Source organism: Nocardiopsis quinghaiensis, assembly GCF_008638365.1.
Classification (GTDB): Bacteria; Actinomycetota; Actinomycetes; order Streptosporangiales; family Streptosporangiaceae; genus Nocardiopsis; species Nocardiopsis quinghaiensis.
This window is the reverse complement of sequence record NZ_VWVU01000022.1, coordinates 1-14810: the sequence shown is the minus strand read 5'-3', so window position 1 is coordinate 14810 and position 14810 is coordinate 1. Positions and strand designations below refer to the sequence as shown.

Annotated in this window: 13 protein-coding genes and 1 tRNA gene; 7 read left to right on the top strand and 7 right to left on the bottom strand. The window is 68.7% G+C overall.

Annotated features, from left to right (window positions below; all coding sequences use genetic code 11):
• The first annotated feature begins 1 nt into the window (after window position 1).
• The 5 genes from FYX01_RS20450 to FYX01_RS20430 all read left to right on the top strand — a co-directional run bounded on the left by FYX01_RS20450 (window position 2) and on the right by FYX01_RS20430 (window position 6749).
• On the top strand, window positions 2-1411 hold the full coding sequence (locus FYX01_RS20450) for an FtsW/RodA/SpoVE family cell cycle protein (RefSeq protein ID WP_150243837.1): 1410 nt from the start codon (window positions 2-4) through the stop codon (window positions 1409-1411).
• A complete protein-coding gene (locus FYX01_RS20445; protein WP_150243835.1) occupies window positions 1408-2883 on the top strand; it encodes a peptidoglycan D,D-transpeptidase FtsI family protein in 1476 nt (491 codons plus the stop codon). Before FYX01_RS20450 ends, FYX01_RS20445 begins: the two co-directional genes overlap by 4 nt.
• Window positions 2883-4397 (top strand): serine/threonine-protein kinase, encoded by a 1515-nt coding sequence (locus FYX01_RS20440; RefSeq protein ID WP_150243833.1) that lies wholly within the window; start codon window positions 2883-2885, stop codon window positions 4395-4397. Before FYX01_RS20445 ends, FYX01_RS20440 begins: the two co-directional genes overlap by 1 nt.
• A 69-nt stretch (window positions 4398-4466) precedes the next feature.
• Window positions 4467-6299 (top strand): Stk1 family PASTA domain-containing Ser/Thr kinase, encoded by a 1833-nt coding sequence (gene pknB, locus FYX01_RS20435; RefSeq protein ID WP_150243831.1) that lies wholly within the window; start codon window positions 4467-4469, stop codon window positions 6297-6299.
• Between the two features lie 195 nt (window positions 6300-6494).
• Complete coding sequence (locus FYX01_RS20430) at window positions 6495-6749, top strand: cell division protein CrgA (RefSeq protein ID WP_150243829.1); 255 nt, start codon at window positions 6495-6497, stop codon at window positions 6747-6749.
• A gap of 274 nt (window positions 6750-7023) precedes the next feature.
• Here the strand turns inward: FYX01_RS20430 and FYX01_RS20425 are convergent, their stop codons facing one another.
• Both FYX01_RS20425 and FYX01_RS20420 read right to left on the bottom strand, forming a co-directional pair.
• A complete protein-coding gene (locus FYX01_RS20425; RefSeq protein ID WP_317846077.1) occupies window positions 7024-7710 on the bottom strand; it encodes a rhomboid family intramembrane serine protease in 687 nt (228 codons plus the stop codon).
• Between the two features lie 271 nt (window positions 7711-7981).
• Window positions 7982-8506 carry a peptidylprolyl isomerase gene (locus FYX01_RS20420; RefSeq protein ID WP_150243825.1) on the bottom strand — a complete coding sequence of 175 codons (525 nt, stop codon included), beginning with the start codon at window positions 8504-8506 and terminating at the stop codon, window positions 7982-7984.
• Between the two features lie 385 nt (window positions 8507-8891).
• On the opposite strand from FYX01_RS20420, the gene FYX01_RS20415 reads away from it, so the two are divergent.
• Window positions 8892-9500, top strand: a complete 609-nt coding sequence (locus FYX01_RS20415) for a hypothetical protein (protein WP_150243823.1) — start codon at window positions 8892-8894, stop codon at window positions 9498-9500.
• Between the two features lie 232 nt (window positions 9501-9732).
• Here the strand turns inward: FYX01_RS20415 and FYX01_RS20410 are convergent, their stop codons facing one another.
• The 5 genes from FYX01_RS20410 to FYX01_RS20395 form a co-directional block, all read right to left on the bottom strand.
• Entirely contained in the window at window positions 9733-10368 is a 636-nt protein-coding gene (locus FYX01_RS20410) for a DUF1707 and DUF4870 domain-containing protein (protein ID WP_150243821.1), read from the bottom strand.
• 214 nt (window positions 10369-10582) lie between these two features.
• Complete coding sequence (locus tag FYX01_RS20405; RefSeq protein WP_150243819.1) at window positions 10583-10897, bottom strand: WhiB family transcriptional regulator; 315 nt, start codon at window positions 10895-10897, stop codon at window positions 10583-10585.
• An 847-nt stretch (window positions 10898-11744) separates the two neighbouring features.
• Window positions 11745-11817: transfer RNA gene (locus tag FYX01_RS20400), tRNA-Ala, on the bottom strand.
• A 253-nt stretch (window positions 11818-12070) separates the two neighbouring features.
• Window positions 12071-12193 (bottom strand): DLW-39 family protein, encoded by a 123-nt coding sequence (locus FYX01_RS26795; protein ID WP_216349818.1) that lies wholly within the window; start codon window positions 12191-12193, stop codon window positions 12071-12073.
• Window positions 12194-12377: 184 nt separating this feature from the next.
• Window positions 12378-13211 carry a helix-turn-helix domain-containing protein gene (locus FYX01_RS20395; protein WP_150243817.1) on the bottom strand — a complete coding sequence of 278 codons (834 nt, stop codon included), beginning with the start codon at window positions 13209-13211 and terminating at the stop codon, window positions 12378-12380.
• A gap of 585 nt (window positions 13212-13796) precedes the next feature.
• On the opposite strand from FYX01_RS20395, the gene FYX01_RS20390 reads away from it, so the two are divergent.
• Window positions 13797-14105, top strand: coding sequence for a hypothetical protein (locus FYX01_RS20390; RefSeq protein ID WP_150243815.1), 309 nt, complete (start codon window positions 13797-13799; stop codon window positions 14103-14105).
• The last annotated feature ends 705 nt before the right edge of the window (window positions 14106-14810 follow it).

Sequence of the window (14810 nt, the reverse complement as noted above, 5' to 3'; positions counted from 1 at the left end):
CTTGAGTAACACCTCCGCTCCCGAGGCGCCGACCGCGCTGCCGCCCGTCAAGCGGCGCAACGCCGAACTGACCCTCATCGTCCTCGCCATCGGCATCACCATGGCGGGCATCGCGATCGCGGGCATCAACATCAGCGGCGGCGTCCCGGCCGCGATGTGGACGGTGGGCCTGACCTTCGCCGCCCTGTCGGCCGCCGCGCACGTGGCGATGCGTTTCGTGGCACCCTACGCCGACCCTCTCATCCTGCCCTGCACGCTGTTCCTCAACGGGATCGGCGTGGCGATGATCTGGCGGATCAACGCGGTCGAGGTCGAGGACGTCGAGCGCGCCGGCGTCGGCATGCAGCTGGTCTGGACGGCGGTCGGCCTGGCCTTCTGCTTCCTCATCATCATCTTCCTCAAGGACCCGCGCGTCCTGCAGCGCTACACCTACGTCAGCGGCCTGGTCGCGATCATCCTGCTCGCGCTCCCGGCCGTCCCCGGCCTGGGCCAGGAGCACTACGGCGCCCGCCTGTGGATCGGCGTCGGGTCGGCCACCATGCAGCCCTCGGAGTTCGCCAAGATCGCGCTGGTGATCTTCCTGGCGTCCTACCTGATGAACAAGCGCCAGGTCCTCCAGATCGTCGGCAAGCCGATCAGGATCGGCCGCTTCACACTCATCGAGCTGCCCCGGGCGCGCGACCTGGCACCGATCCTCGTCGGCTGGGTACTGGCCATCGGCATGCTGGTGCTCCTGCGCGACCTGGGCACCTCGCTGCTGCTCTTCGGCACCTTCCTGGCCATGCTGTACGTGGCCACCCAGCGCTCCTCGTGGGTGACCATCGGCCTGGCCATGTTCGCGGCCGGCGCGTTCACCGCCTACCTGCTCTTCTGGCACGTCCAGGCCCGCGTCAACATCTGGTTCCACGCCTTCGAGGAAGACGTCTACTACGCGGTCGGCGGCAGCCAGCAGCTGGTGCAGGGGCTGGTCGGCATGGCCTACGGCGGGCTCTTCGGCACGGGCCTGGGCGCCGGTGAGATGTACGAGGTCTTCGCGGCCGACAGCGACCTCATCCTCGCCACGCTCGGCGAGGAGCTGGGCGTGACCGGGCTGCTCGCCATCCTGCTGGCCCTCGGCCTGCTGGTGGAACGCGGCATGCGCATCGCCCTGGCCGCCACCGGCGCGTTCAACAAGCTGTTGGCCAGCGGTGTCGCCTTCCTGCTCGCCTACCAGGTCTTCATCGTCCTGGGCGGCCTGACCCGGGTCATCCCGCTGACCGGTTCGACCACGCCGTTCATGGCGGCCGGCGGCTCCGCCCTGATGGCGAACTGGATCATGATGGGCATCCTGCTCCGCATCAGCGACAACGCCCGCCGACCCGCACCGCAGGCCATCCAGGACGAGGGCGCGACCCAGGTGATCCAACGATGAACACACCGATCCGCAGACTCAGCATCTTCTCCCTGTTCCTGCTCCTGGTCCTGATGCTCAACGTCACCTGGATCCAGGGCTTCCAGGCCGAGGCCATCCGCGACGACCCGCTCAACACCCGCAAGTTCAGCGAGCGGCTGAGCGAGCAGCGCGGACCCATCCAGGTCGCCGATGAGAACGTGGCCTTCTCGGACAACATCGCCGAGGAGGGCAAGCCCCCGCGGTTCCAGCGCGAGTACACCGGCGGCGGCCTGTACACGCCGATCGTCGGCTCCTTCCGCACCTACGGCGCCTCGGGTATCGAGTACACCGAGAACTCGCTGCTCGACGGCTCCGACGACCGCCTGGCCGTGCGCAACTTCCGCGACATCATCACCGGCCGCGAGCCCGAGGGCGCCCAGGTCCAGCTGACCCTGGACCCGGCGGTACAGAAGGCGGCCTACGAGGGCTTCAAGAACCTGGGCGGCAAGAACGGCGCGGCCGTCGCGCTCGACCCCCAGACGGGGGCGATCCTGGGCGCGGTCTCCTACCCGTCCTACGACGCCAACGACGTCACCAGCATCACCGACACCGAACAGGCCGTGGCCAACTACACGGAGCTGGAGAACGACCCGCGCAAGCCGCTGCTCAACCGGGCCCTCAACGAGCGCTACCCCCCGGGCTCGACGTTCAAGGTGGTGACCGCCTCGGCGGCCATGGAGTACCTGGACGCGGGGCCGGACAGCACCATGGACGCGCCCGACAGTCTGGATCTGGGCAGGGAGCTGCCCAACGCCACCCCGGGCGGCACCTGCAACGGCGGCCAGCCGGACACCCTGGCGCACTCGATCCAGATCTCCTGCAACACCTCGATGGCCAACTGGGCGATCGAGGCCGGCGGCCAGAACATGTCGGACCAGGCCGCCGCGTACGGGTTCCACCCCAGCGCGGAGGCGGCGGAGTCGGCTGAGGAGCTCACCGTCCCGCTGGAGGTGACCCCGAGCTACGTCCCGGTCGAGACCGACCCCAACATCCTCGGCCGCGCGGGTATCGGCCAGTCCAACGTGGAGGCGACCCCGCTGCAGATGGCGATGGTCGCCTCGGGTGTGGCCAACTCGGGTGAGGTCATGCGACCCTACGTGGTGGACACCGTGCGCGACTCGGATCTGTCGGTGGTCACCCAGACCACGCCGGAGAGCTACTCCCAGGCGGTCAGCGCCAGCACGGCCGAGGACCTCACCGAGATGATGGTCGGCGTCACCCAGCAGGGCGGTTCGGGCACCAACGCCGCCATCTCCGGGGTGGAGGTCGCGGGCAAGACCGGTACCGCCGAGACCGGTGAGGGCAACGACACCCACAACTGGTTCATCGGCTTCGCCCCGGCTGACGATCCGCAGATCGCGGTCGCGGTCGTGGTCGAGTTCGGCGGTGGCAGCGGCAACGAGCTGGCGGCCCCGATCGCCCGTCAGATGATGGAGGCAGCGGTTCTGTAGTGAACGCCTACGAGCCATCTTCCCAGAGCGGTTCCGGTGGACTCACCGGGACCGTTCTGAGCGACCGTTACCGCCTGGAGGAACAGGTGGGCTCCGGCGGTATGGGCACGGTCTGGAAGGCCGCCGACACCCTGCTCAACCGCCCCGTCGCGGTGAAACTGCTGCACCTCGCGCAGATGGCCGAGCCCACTGCGAGGGAGCGGTTCCGCACCGAGGGCCGGATCACCGCCGGCCTCTCCCATCCCGGGATCGCCCAGGTCTACGACTACGGCGAGGAGGGGGGCCGCGCGTTCCTGATCATGGAACTCGTGGTCGGTGAACCGCTCTCCCAGGTGCTACGGGAGAAGGGACGCCTCAGCCCGGACCAGACCCTGGACTTCGTCTGCCAGGCGGCCCAGGCCCTGGCCGCCGCGCACGCGCGCGGCGTGGTGCACCGCGACATCAAGCCGGGGAACCTGCTGGTCACCGCCGACGGCCAGCTCAAGCTCACCGACTTCGGCATCGCCAGGGGCGACATGTCGGTCACCCTCACCCAGACCGGCATGGTCATGGGCACCGCCCAGTACATCTCGCCCGAGCAGGCGTCGGGCAGGCCCGCGAGCTCCTCCTCCGACCTGTACGCGCTCGGTGTGGTGGCCTACGAGTGCCTGGCCGGGACGCCGCCGTTCACCGGCGACACCCCGGTGGCGCTGGCGCTGGCGCACACCCGCGAGGACCCGCCGGAGCTGCCCGACCACATCCCGGCGGACGTCGACCACCTGGTGTCCTCGCTGCTGCTGAAGGACCCGGGGGAGCGACCCGCGTCGGCCAGCGAGGTGGCGCACATGGCCGCGGTCATCCGCTCCAACTCCGGCACCGGGCCGCCGACACCCACCGCGGGCTTCGAGGGCATGGCCCAGACCGCGGTGGCGAGCGCGATCACCGACATCGGTTCGGGCGCCGTGTCGCGCCAGAGCGGCGGACAGACGCCCGTCCCCCCTGACCGGGGAGGGGGCTCCGCTAGTCTGTCCGGATCACGGGAGCGACGTGTCAGCGCTCCCGTGATCATGGCGGCGATCGCCGCGACGGTCCTGATCGCGGCCGCGGCGGTGGCCGGGTTCCTCTACAGCGGGGACCAGGGGGCCGACAACGTACGCGACTCCCTCGAAACTCCGCCCGTGACCTCCTCCCCGTCCCCGGAGAACACGGAGGAACCCGCGGACGACACCACCTCGGAAGTGCCCCCCGACAACACCGGCGGAGGGACCGACTGGTCCACGGACCCGCGGGAACCCGTCGAGGGCGGGAGTCCCGACCCCGAGGGGGGAGCCCAGGAACCCAGTCCTCCCGAGGGGGACGGAGACGAGGACGGGGACCAGGGCGGGAACGAGGACGGGGACCAGGACGGCGGTTCCGGTGGGGAGAGTCCCGACCCGAACGATCCCCCCGACGAGTCCCCGCCGCCGGACGACGGGGGCGGCGGCGGGAACACCACCCCCCCGGGTGGCGGCGAACCCACAACACCGACACCGTGAGCGAGAGACGTTCAGGGTAGGCGGCGGCCCGCGGGCGGCCTCCGGAAGACACGAGGATCAGTACACGACATGTCCCAGCCCCGGCTCCTTGGCGGACGCTACGAGCTCGACACCATCGTCGGGCGTGGCGGCATGGCCGAGGTCTACCGCGCACGCGACCTGCGCCTCGACCGACTCGTCGCCATCAAGACCCTCAAACACGACATGGCCCGCGACCACGTCTTCCAGGCGAGGTTCCGACGGGAGGCCCAGTCAGCGGCCTCCCTGAACCATCCCGCCATCATCGCGGTGTACGACACCGGCGAGGACATGGTCGACGGACTGTCCCTCCCGTACATCGTCATGGAGTACGTGGACGGACGAACCCTCAAGGAACTGCTGGACGACGACCGCCGCCTGCTGCCGGAGCGCTCGGCGGAACTGGTCGACGGCATCCTCAAGGCCCTGGAGTACAGCCACGACAACGGGATCGTCCACCGCGACATCAAGCCCGCCAACGTGATGCTGACCCGTAACGCCGAGGTCAAGGTGATGGACTTCGGCATCGCCCGGTCGATGTCGGACGACCAGGCGACGATGACGCAGACCTCCCAGGTCATCGGCACCGCCCAGTACCTGTCCCCGGAGCAGGCGCGCGGCGAGCGCGTGGACCCGCGCAGCGACATCTACTCCACGGGCTGTGTGCTCTACGAGCTACTCACCGGCCATCCGCCGTTCACCGGCGACTCCCCCGTCTCGATCGCCTACCAGCACGTACGCGAGGATCCGGTTCCGCCGAGCGAGGTGGACCCGCAGGTCCCCGAGTGGCTGGAGGACATCACCCTGCGGGCGATGACCAAGGACCGCGAGGAGCGGTACCAGAACGCCGCCGAGATGCGCGCGGACATCCAGCGCGGCCTGGCCGGGATGCCCACCCAGGCGGGCACCATGGCCATGGCGGCGGCCGGGGCCACGACCGCGATGCCTCCCGCGCCCAACGACCGTTACGACGACTACGACGGTTACGGGGACGACTACGACGACTACGACGACCGCCGGGGGAACAACGCCGGGAAGACCGCGCTGTGGGTGCTGCTCGGCGTCGGCGTGATCGCCTCCCTGGCGCTGGTGTTCTGGCTGATCAGCGAGGGGACCGGCCCTCCTGATCCGGAGACCGCCGAGGTGCCGAACGTGGCCGGGTCCACGGCCGCGGAGGCGCAGACCGAACTCGGCGAGGCGGGCTTCGACGACACCAGGGCCGAGCAGCGGGCGGACGGGGATGTCGAGGAGGGCCAGGTCATCGAGACCGACCCTGCCGGCGGCGAGACGGCGGAGCTGTCCGAGGAGATCGTCCTGTACGTCTCCAGCGGGCCGGACGCCGTCGAGATCCCGTCGGTGGAGGGCCAGAGCGAGTCCGAGGCCGCGAACACGCTGGGCGACGCGGGCTTCGGGAACGTCACCACCGCGCAGAGGGCCGACGACAGCGTGCCCGAGGGCAACGCGATCGGCACGGACCCGCCCGCGGGGGACGAGGTCGCACCTGACGCCGAGATCACGGTGCTGGTCTCCTCCGGTCCCGACCAGGTGGAGGTTCCCGACCTGGTCGGAATGACCCAGTCGGGTGCCCAGTCCGCCCTGGACCAGAGGGGGCTGACCGCCTCCTTCACGGAGGAGCCGAGCACGGAGGGCCCGACGGGCACGGTCATCAGGCATGACCCGCAGTCCGGGCAGACGGTGGAGCCGGGGACCACGGTGAACATCGTGCTCGCGACCGAACCGGCGCCGGAGGAGCCCCCGGACGACGACGGGTCACCTCCGGAGGACGGCGGGGAGTCCCCGCCCGGGGACGGCGAACAGTCGCCTCCGGGCAACGGCAACGGTAACGGGGACGGCTTCGAGTTCCCCTTCATCCGCGAGGACTGAGGCAGCCGGACGAGGTCGGCGGGCCGTGTCGTGCGAAGGCGCGACACGGCCCGCCGTCGTACCGGAGGTGTGCGGGTGCGGTCCGGGGGCGCACCGCTCCGTGGTGCGGGACGGCCCACCGGTGACGGGGGCCGCCCCCGGGGCGTAGACTGTGTTCTCGTTGACGAACCCGCCCCACGTACTGGAGCAGCGACCGTGCCCAAGTCCCGCAGCGATCGCAAGAAGAAGGCCGTCTACACGCCGCCTCCTTCGAAGGAGAAGCCCAAGGTCAGTCCGCGCTGGCTGGTCCCGACGATGCTGGGCTTCTTCGCCTTGGGCATTCTCTGGATCGCGGTCTACTACATCGCGGGTGCCCAGATCCCGTACATGCAGGACTGGCACAACTGGAACCTGCTGATCGGATTCAGCGGGATCATCATGGCCGTCATCCTGTCCACGCGCTGGCACTGACCTCGCGGCGGTTGGCGGGCACGCCCTCTCGAAGATCGGCGCGGGTGCCCCTCACGTAGACATGCGCACCCGCGCTGAACAGCACCGACACACGTTTTCCACAGGGTTATCCACAGGCTGTGGGTAGCTCTTTTCGCTGTGCCCGCGGACAGCCCTCCCAGCGGACCGCGGTACCGGCGGGCACAGGGGTGGTCCCCGGGCCGTGGCCGCCCGCCAGCGCATGGGAGGGGCCCCGGAGAATCCTCCCCCGGGGCCCGTTCGACTCGGTGCGCCGTCAGCCGATGATGATCAGCGGCGCCGTGGCCACCAGGGCCGCGAGCAGCGCGGCGAACGCCGACGCCAGCAAGACGTGCGTGACCGTGCGGGCCGTGCTCCCCGCGGATCTTCCCGGCAGGTAGGCGAACACGGCGCCGAGGAGGAACCCGGCGACCAGTCCGCCGATGTGCGCGGTCCAGGAGATGTTCGGGACCACGAAGGTCAACACGAGGTTGACCGCCAACAGGACACCGACCATCCTCAGATCCAGGCGGAGCCGTCTGCCGATCACGAACACCGCTCCGAAGAGGGCGAAGATCGCGCCGGAGGCCCCGACGGAGAACTGGTTGGGCGCCACCAGGAGACTGAGCACGGACCCCGCGAGCGCGCCGAGCACCCACAGGGCGAGGAAGCGGCCGTGTCCCAGCCAGCGCTCCAGCTGCGTTCCCAGGATGTACATGGCGTACCCGTTGAACAACAGGTGGAAGATGCTGCCGTGCAGGAACGCGGCCGTGATCAGTCGGTACCACTCGTCGGCGACCACCCCGAGGAGTGTTCCCTCCACCTGGCCGAGGCCGAGCATGGCGAACTCCCAGACCAGCGGTGAGGCGCCCGCCTGACCGACCGGGTCGGAGGTGCCCAGCTGGGCGATGAATCCTGCCACCATCATGCCCAGGATCGTCCACGTCACGTAGGGCCTGGTCACGGCCCTGCCCCCGAACGTTGTCCGTGCCCGGCGCATCCCACGGTTCCCCTCCGAGACGCAGCCGGGGCATTGGAAGCCCACGGACGCCTCGACCATGCAGTCCGGGCAGATGGGCCGCTCGCACCTGCTGCAACTGACTCCGGTCTCCCGGTCGGAGTGTCGGTAGCAGGTGCGCGAAGCCCGGGGTTCCGGTTCCGGTGAGGGTCCGGACGGCGGCGGGGGCGTGCTCATGGGCGGGTTCTTCCTCCTCGGAATCTGAGCACCGTCGCCGTTACCGGCTGATCTCGATGCTGTTGATCACCACGTCCTCACGCGGACGGTCCTGCGAGTCGGTGGCGACCTGGGAGATCCCGGTGACCACATCGGTGCCCTCGACGACCTCGCCGAAGATGGTGTGGCGGCCGTCGAGCCAGTACGGCTTGTCCACGGTGATGAAGAACTGCGAGCCGTTGGTCCCCGGACCCGCGTTGGCCATGGCCAGCAGGAACGGGCGGTCGAAACGCAGGTTCGGGTGGATCTCGTCCTTGAAGGTGTAGCCGGGGCCGCCGCGGCCGGTACCGAGCGGGTCACCGCCCTGGAGCATGAAGCCGTCGATGACGCGGTGGAAGATCGTGCCCTCGTACAGGCTGCTGTCGGACGGCTTGCCCGTGGTGGGGTCCATCCACTGCTTCGACCCCTCGGCCAGGCCGATGAAGTTGGCGACCGTCTCCGGCGCCTCCTCCTCGAACAGCTTCACGACGATGGTTCCCTTGGAGGTGTTCAGCCGCGCGGTGGGCTGAACCGTGGAGTCCGACACCTACGTACCTTTCGGTTGACTTCGTTTACGTGCTCACGTTACCCGTCCGCGTCCCGGGCTCGGTCTGCACCGGTCGCCGCGGTGGTGGTGTCCGATCAGTTCGACGGGGTAGGGGGGACCCGACTCCGAACAGTTCGACGGAGTGGGGACGGCCTGGCTCCGGGAGATGGGGACGAGGAGGCGGGAAACGACCCGACTCCGGGGAAACGCGAGGAGAAAACCCGCCGTGCGGTGTCGAAACGTAGATCGCACGCGGAGAGGACGTATGTTGAGATAACACCCGGGTAACGGGTAAGGACGACGAGGAATCCGCCTGTGTGGCATCGATCGCCGGCCACCCGGGTGGGGACCGTAGAACCGGTGAACGATCGAAGGAGCTGACGACGTGCCTATCACTTCCAAGCGGCGCAAGGCACGCAAGGAGGCGGAGGTCACCCTCGCCCTCGCCCGCCTGCAGGACATGGCCAAGGGGCAGGCCGACAGGATCGGCCCGTACGCCGACCAGGCGCGCGACCAGGCCGCTCTGAAGCTCCTCCAGGCCCGCGGATGGACCGCGCCACGGCTGGAGAACGCCGCGCAGCGCGTGGAGGACACCGTGGCCCCGCGTGTGGCCGAGGCGCTCAACGCCGCCGCTCACCGCGTCAGCCCGGTCCAGGGGCGTCGCGGGCTGCGACTGATGCGGCGGGGCAAACGCGGTGTCTCCCGTGGAGCCCTGATCGGTGGTGCCGCCGTGGTCGGCGGGCTGGTCGTGTACTCGCTCATCCGCCTGCGCCAGGCGTCCCAGGACGCCGAATGGCAGGAGCACCTGGACCAGGCGCGCGACCAGGTCCGCGAAACCAGGGAGGACCTGGAGGAGAGGGCGTCCAAGACGGCTGACAAGGCCAAGGAAGGCGCCGAGGACACCGCCAAGACGGCCAGGAGCAAGGGCAAGGAGGCCGTTCGTACGGCCACGGGCAACAACCGGGCCAAGGAGAACGGGCAGCCTGGCAGCTAGGAACGGGAGACGGATCGCCGTGTCGGGCGGGGCGAGGAGTCCCGCCCGCGGACCGGTCCCCTCCCCCTGATCCCTGTCCCCTCGCCGGGGCGGTCCCTCCGTCCCGGCATCGCCGTGTCCGGGGGCGACCGCGTCCACCGGTACACCGGCCCCGTGCCGGGACGTGCCGGTGCGGCGGCCCGTACCGGTGCGAGCCCTCCGCTCCGAGGCTCCCCGCTCCGGTGAGGCCCGCTCAGTCGTCCTTGACGACGCGGAAGAGCATCGGGTAGCGCCAGTTCCTGCCCATGAGGCTGGCGATGCTGGCGACGGCCGGAAGCACCGTCCAGCCCAGGACGACGGCGAGCGTCACCAGGAGGGGCGCGATGAGCCAGGACAGGAGCACGCTCACGGTCCCGGTGACGAAGCAGAAGATCTGGAAGTTCAGCGACTCCATGGCCTGACGGCGTACGTAGGGCGAGAGCCTGCTGCTGAGGAGGAAGGTCACCAGGGGCGCGATGACGGGAAAGAAGTAGTTCCCGCTGTGGCCGACCGCGGCCATGACCCGCTCGGCCTGTGTGCTCGGCAGGGGAGTCCTGGAATCGGTCCTCCCCTGACCGCTGAAGGCTCCGAACGGACCTGCGGGCGCCGACCGGGGCGCCCCCGCCTGGCTGAGGCCCAGGTCCTCCGTGAGGGGGGCGAGGTCGGCCCCGAACTTGGCCCGCATGGCCTTCTCGGTGCGCTCGCCGAACTCCTCCTCGTCGAGCTGACCGCGGCTGAACGCCTCCTGGAGGACTCCGATGACGTCGTCGCGCTCGGCGTCGGTGAGGCGGATCTGCGGCCTGGCCTGTGGCTCCCAGGCGCGCCTCGCCGGATACTGAGGATCCTGCACAGCCACTCCCACTCCCACTCCCAACGGCGACGGGAGTACGGCACCGATCAGCCGCACTCCCACCATGATGCGCCGTCAGGGCGATTATGGGTATAGGGGCCTCCCCTGATTCTCCCCTGATCCGCCCCTCCCCCCTGAGGCGGAGGATGCCACCGACTTTCGTCTGCGTCCTCCGCGGGGCGGCGCCGGGGCTCTCCCCCTACCCGGGCCTCGGCTAACTCCGCGCGGCGACCGCGACCTCCTGCCCGGTCCGCTCGCGCTCGTAACGGCGCTCGGCGCTGGTGAGCAGCTCGTACCAGTCGGTGACGTCCTTGCGTCGGCGCAACAGGGCGCGGCGCTCGCGTTCGGTCATGCCTCCCCAGACACCGAACTCGATACGGCTGTCGAGTGCCTCGGCCAGGCACTGTGTACGGACCGGGCAGCCCCGGCAGATCAGCTTGGCGCGGTTCTGGGCCGCCCCCTGCACGAACAACGCGTCAGGGTCGATCTCCCGGCATTTGGCACGGGTCGCCATCTTCTCATTCCACATGTTGCCCCACTCCCAAGATCAGCATGTGTGGTGATCGGAAAATCCGTCGACTGGCGCGACCGTCGACGGGCGAGGAGACGCGGACCGATCCGAGGACGGTGTCACATGGCCGTGCGGGGGGCCGCACGTCCGTCTTCGGGGGTTGATCGTTTCGGCGCGCTGTCTTCCTCGTTGTCACTGGTGTCGAAACTACGGTTCGTCCTAGTTCACCAACAGACCCCAAGAGGCCTATTTCTTATATGGCCCAGTAGGACCATTGCACTTAGAGGAAGTGTCATCATACACATACGCAGAGTAGTCGCATGTGGTAGAAGCGGACCCGTGCGGCCGGAAGGAAAGGTCACCCGTCATCCTTTCCCCGACAAGCCGCATGACCTGCGGGTTCATAGCTCCGTCACAGCTGGCCCACCACCGGGGAGTGTCCGGGCGAAGGGGACTCTGGGTCATCCACCCCACCCGAACGGGCTATACGGACCCCCGGGGATCACCCGCCGCACGACTCCACGCGCCACCTATTTCCCACCCGACGGAGCGAACCGGAACTACTGATTGGTAACCCCGAAACTACTGATTAGTAGCCATTACTGGTTAGTAACCATAGGGAATCGTCAGACTCTGACCGAGATATCCCTGTTTGATCCGGACAGGGGTTCCAAAGCGGGGGTTTCCTCACGGACGATTTGCGGAGTTCGCACAGTGCATTTCGGGGGAGAATCCTGGCCGGATCCGGCCTTCACCGCAGAAGGGCCGTCACCCCCGGAGGGGGAGAAGAGGTGTTCGGGGGAGGCACGACGAAGGCGGCCCCGCGGACAAGCAGTGCCTGTCCGCGGGGCCGCCTTGAGACGAGTGGAGCCAAGGGGAGTCGAACCCCTGACCTCCGGTATGCAAAACCGGCGCTCTGCCAGCTGAGCTATGGCCCCTCGGAGCCGGGCGTGAGCCCTGGCCACCATGCAGAGCATACCTTCATCGGGGCGGTCCCGCTCACCGAGCAGGGCCGTCCGGTCGGGGCCACGGCTCCGGGACCAGAAGCAGCACAAAGCCGTGGGTCGCACCTCGGGATTGTTCTGGCCCACCCACGTCTTCGTGTCACTCAGGAGCTGGCCGGGACGGCGCGAACGGCACCGGTCCCCGGTCGCCCGGTGGATACCTCACGGCCGCCGATAAGGCGTTCGGTCAGCCCTCGCTGGCCGCAGTGGCCTCGGTCCACAGGTCGAGCTCGGCGCGGTCCGCCTGGATCTTGCGGTAGACGGCGAAAGCCCCGAGGGCCACCAGCACCAGAACGATGATCTTCTTCACTGTCCGGACCCTTTCGGTGATTCAATGTGTACACACGGGCTCCCGCACGAGACGGGGGCTCCGCAGAGAACTTTATGAGGTTGTCACCAAGCAGACTAGCAAGCTGTTGGTAGCGGTCCCTGCCACAGTGGACCGTTTTCCACCAACTTCTCGGAGTGATCCGCGAAGAGGCGCCCCCACAGTCTCAGGTCAGCAGCGCCATCCGCCGCAGGATGGCCAGCGTGGCCTGCGGAGACGCCGCGATCCCGGCGAGTCCGGACCACACCCGCCTGCAGGCCTCGACCGACTCCTCCGCCTCCACGATCGAACCGCCCTGGGTGGCCTCGACGTAGGCCAGGGCGGCCTCGTCCTCGTCGAACTCCAACACGGAGAAGGGTCCGGCGACTCCGGGGTGCGGGCCGGCCGACGTGGGCAGCAGCTGCACGGTCACCCGGTCCGACTCGGTGGCCAGCTCCACAATGCGGGTGGTCTGCGCGCGCAGCAGTCCCAGGTCTCCGGACACCCGCTGGAGGGCGTCCTCCTCGACGATGGCGTGGTATCGGGCCAGACCGCCCTGGTCGAGGACCTCCTGGCGTTTCAGGTAGGCGGCGACCATCCGTTCGACGGCGTGCTCTCCGCACCCCAGCGCCCGTGCCACGGCGGCGGTGTAGTCGGGGGTCTGGAGGAGGTCGGGGACGAGGATGCCCGAGTAGGACTGCACGGAGACGGCTCCCGCCTCGTTGCCGACGTACGCGGACGGGAGCACGTCCTCGTACTCGGTCCACCACGGGCGCAGCCGAGACTCCCGGACGAGGGTCAGGATGGCTTCGCGCTGCCCGCCGGTCACCCCGTACAGGCGCAGCAGGGCCGCGATCTCCATGACGGAGGGCCACTTGCGGATACCGGTCTCGATATGGCCCAGCTTGGCCGGGGACCACTCCAGTTCCTCGGCGACATCGCTGAGGGTCATACCCGCCTGCACACGGCGGCGGCGGAGCTCGGCGGACAGTCGTCGGCGACGGACCGTGGGGCTGGTCATAACGCTGATCCCATGACGCAGAGTGGCGGAGTTGTACCACCAGCGAAACACGGCGTCTAGCATCTAGCAATGCGTTTCTAGGAAAGAGCCGCCGATTCGATGCATTACGGCAGCCGGAAACCCGACGGTCCGGACGACAAACCCGTCTTTTGGTACGAAGGTGGCAGGGGCTGTGAGGACTGCGGCCCCAGGAGGCTCAGAAGGCACAGAAGGTATAAGAGGCGCAGGAGGCACTTTCCGCTCCATCTTCCACAGTCCTCGGCCTTGCCCGGGTCCCTTGCCGTCCCACGCACCGAACGTGGACAGGAAAGGAGGAGAGTGACGCGGAGGCGGAGGGCGGAACCCGAGTGCGGAGAAGCCGTGGGGAGGCCGGAGGAGGGGACGAGAGGGCTCGGAGAAGGATCGGAGGAGGGGGCCGGGGGGATCCGGTGAAGAGCGCGGGCCGGTGCGCGGAGGCAGGAAACAGGAAGGTGTCCGTTGTCTCCCGTCTCGTATGTCTCACCCTGATGCCAGCGTGGAGAAACAGCGTACGATGCTTGAGGTGCCCGCTCCGGCGAGCGTAACCGTACACATAGAGGAAATCCATTGAGCTACCCCATTAACGACGCAGAGCAGCTGATCGCGAACGCGGAAGCGGAGATGCCGCCGAGCACCCGGTCCCGTCTCATCGCGAAACTCCGGATGGGGAAGCATATCGACGACGCCGCGGGCGAACTCGGCATCAGCTCCACGCAGGTCTTTTCGACCGCACGTATCCTCACGGCCTTCGGCAACCAGCTCGACTCCACCCTCACCGAGCAGCGGGATCCGTCCCTGCCGCACGGCACCGTCACGGGATACAACAAGCGCTGCCGGTGCCCGGAGTGCCGTAGCGCCCTCCAGCAGCGCGTCTGAAGCGAGCCGACCGTCCTCGTCGAAGGTTGGGGCCACGGCCCCCGTTGAGGGACCAGAGGACTCCTGAGTCCGTCCAGCCCCGTGTCCGCTTCGAGAGCCCTCTGGTCCCCCCACCGGTCGAGCCGGCCACCTGCGCTAACGCCTCGTTAACCGAGACTTCTCGAACCAGTGCGGCCCACACAGGCTTATCGGCCGTGGGTTGGGGGAAAACCGCTGACATGAACGAGCACGTGGACTGGTCGGCGATGAGCGAAGAGGACTTCTTTGCGCTGCTGCGGCAGCTCATCGACATCCCTGAGGTCGACGAGGACTAGACGGAAGCAGTACACACCGGCACGGGTCCCCCGCCCCGGGCCCGGAACTCCCTTCACCCCCAGGCGCACGGGTGTGTGGTCGCGCGTCAGCCTCGGCTCCACGGGTGCGTGGTCGGGCTTCACCGGAGGTCCTACCCGAACCCGTCCGAGGTGGTTCGTCGTCGTGTGCTCCACCCCCGCGCGACCGACACCCCACCCCACCCACGCACGGCCGACCGTTCCCCACCCCGGAACACCCCCACCCTTTGTTCACACGTTCACAAGCCCGGGCGGACAAACACCCCACACACCCACACCACCCACCCCCACACACAAAAAAAGGGGGGCCACCCCGCAAGGCGACCCCCCCAAAACAAACCGTGGCAGCAACCTACTCTCCCACCCCACCACA

Bases quoted from the DNA above. Each gene is read 5' to 3' on its own strand.
- FYX01_RS20445 (WP_150243835.1), top strand. From the start codon at position 1,408: ATGAACACACCGATCCGCAGACTCAGCATCTTCTCCCTGTTCCTGCTC.
- pknB (WP_150243831.1), top strand. From the start codon at position 4,467: ATGTCCCAGCCCCGGCTCCTTGGCGGACGCTACGAGCTCGACACCATC.
- FYX01_RS20405 (WP_150243819.1), bottom strand. From the start codon at position 10,897: ATGTGGAATGAGAAGATGGCGACCCGTGCCAAATGCCGGGAGATCGAC.
- FYX01_RS20395 (WP_150243817.1), bottom strand. From the start codon at position 13,211: ATGACCAGCCCCACGGTCCGTCGCCGACGACTGTCCGCCGAGCTCCGC.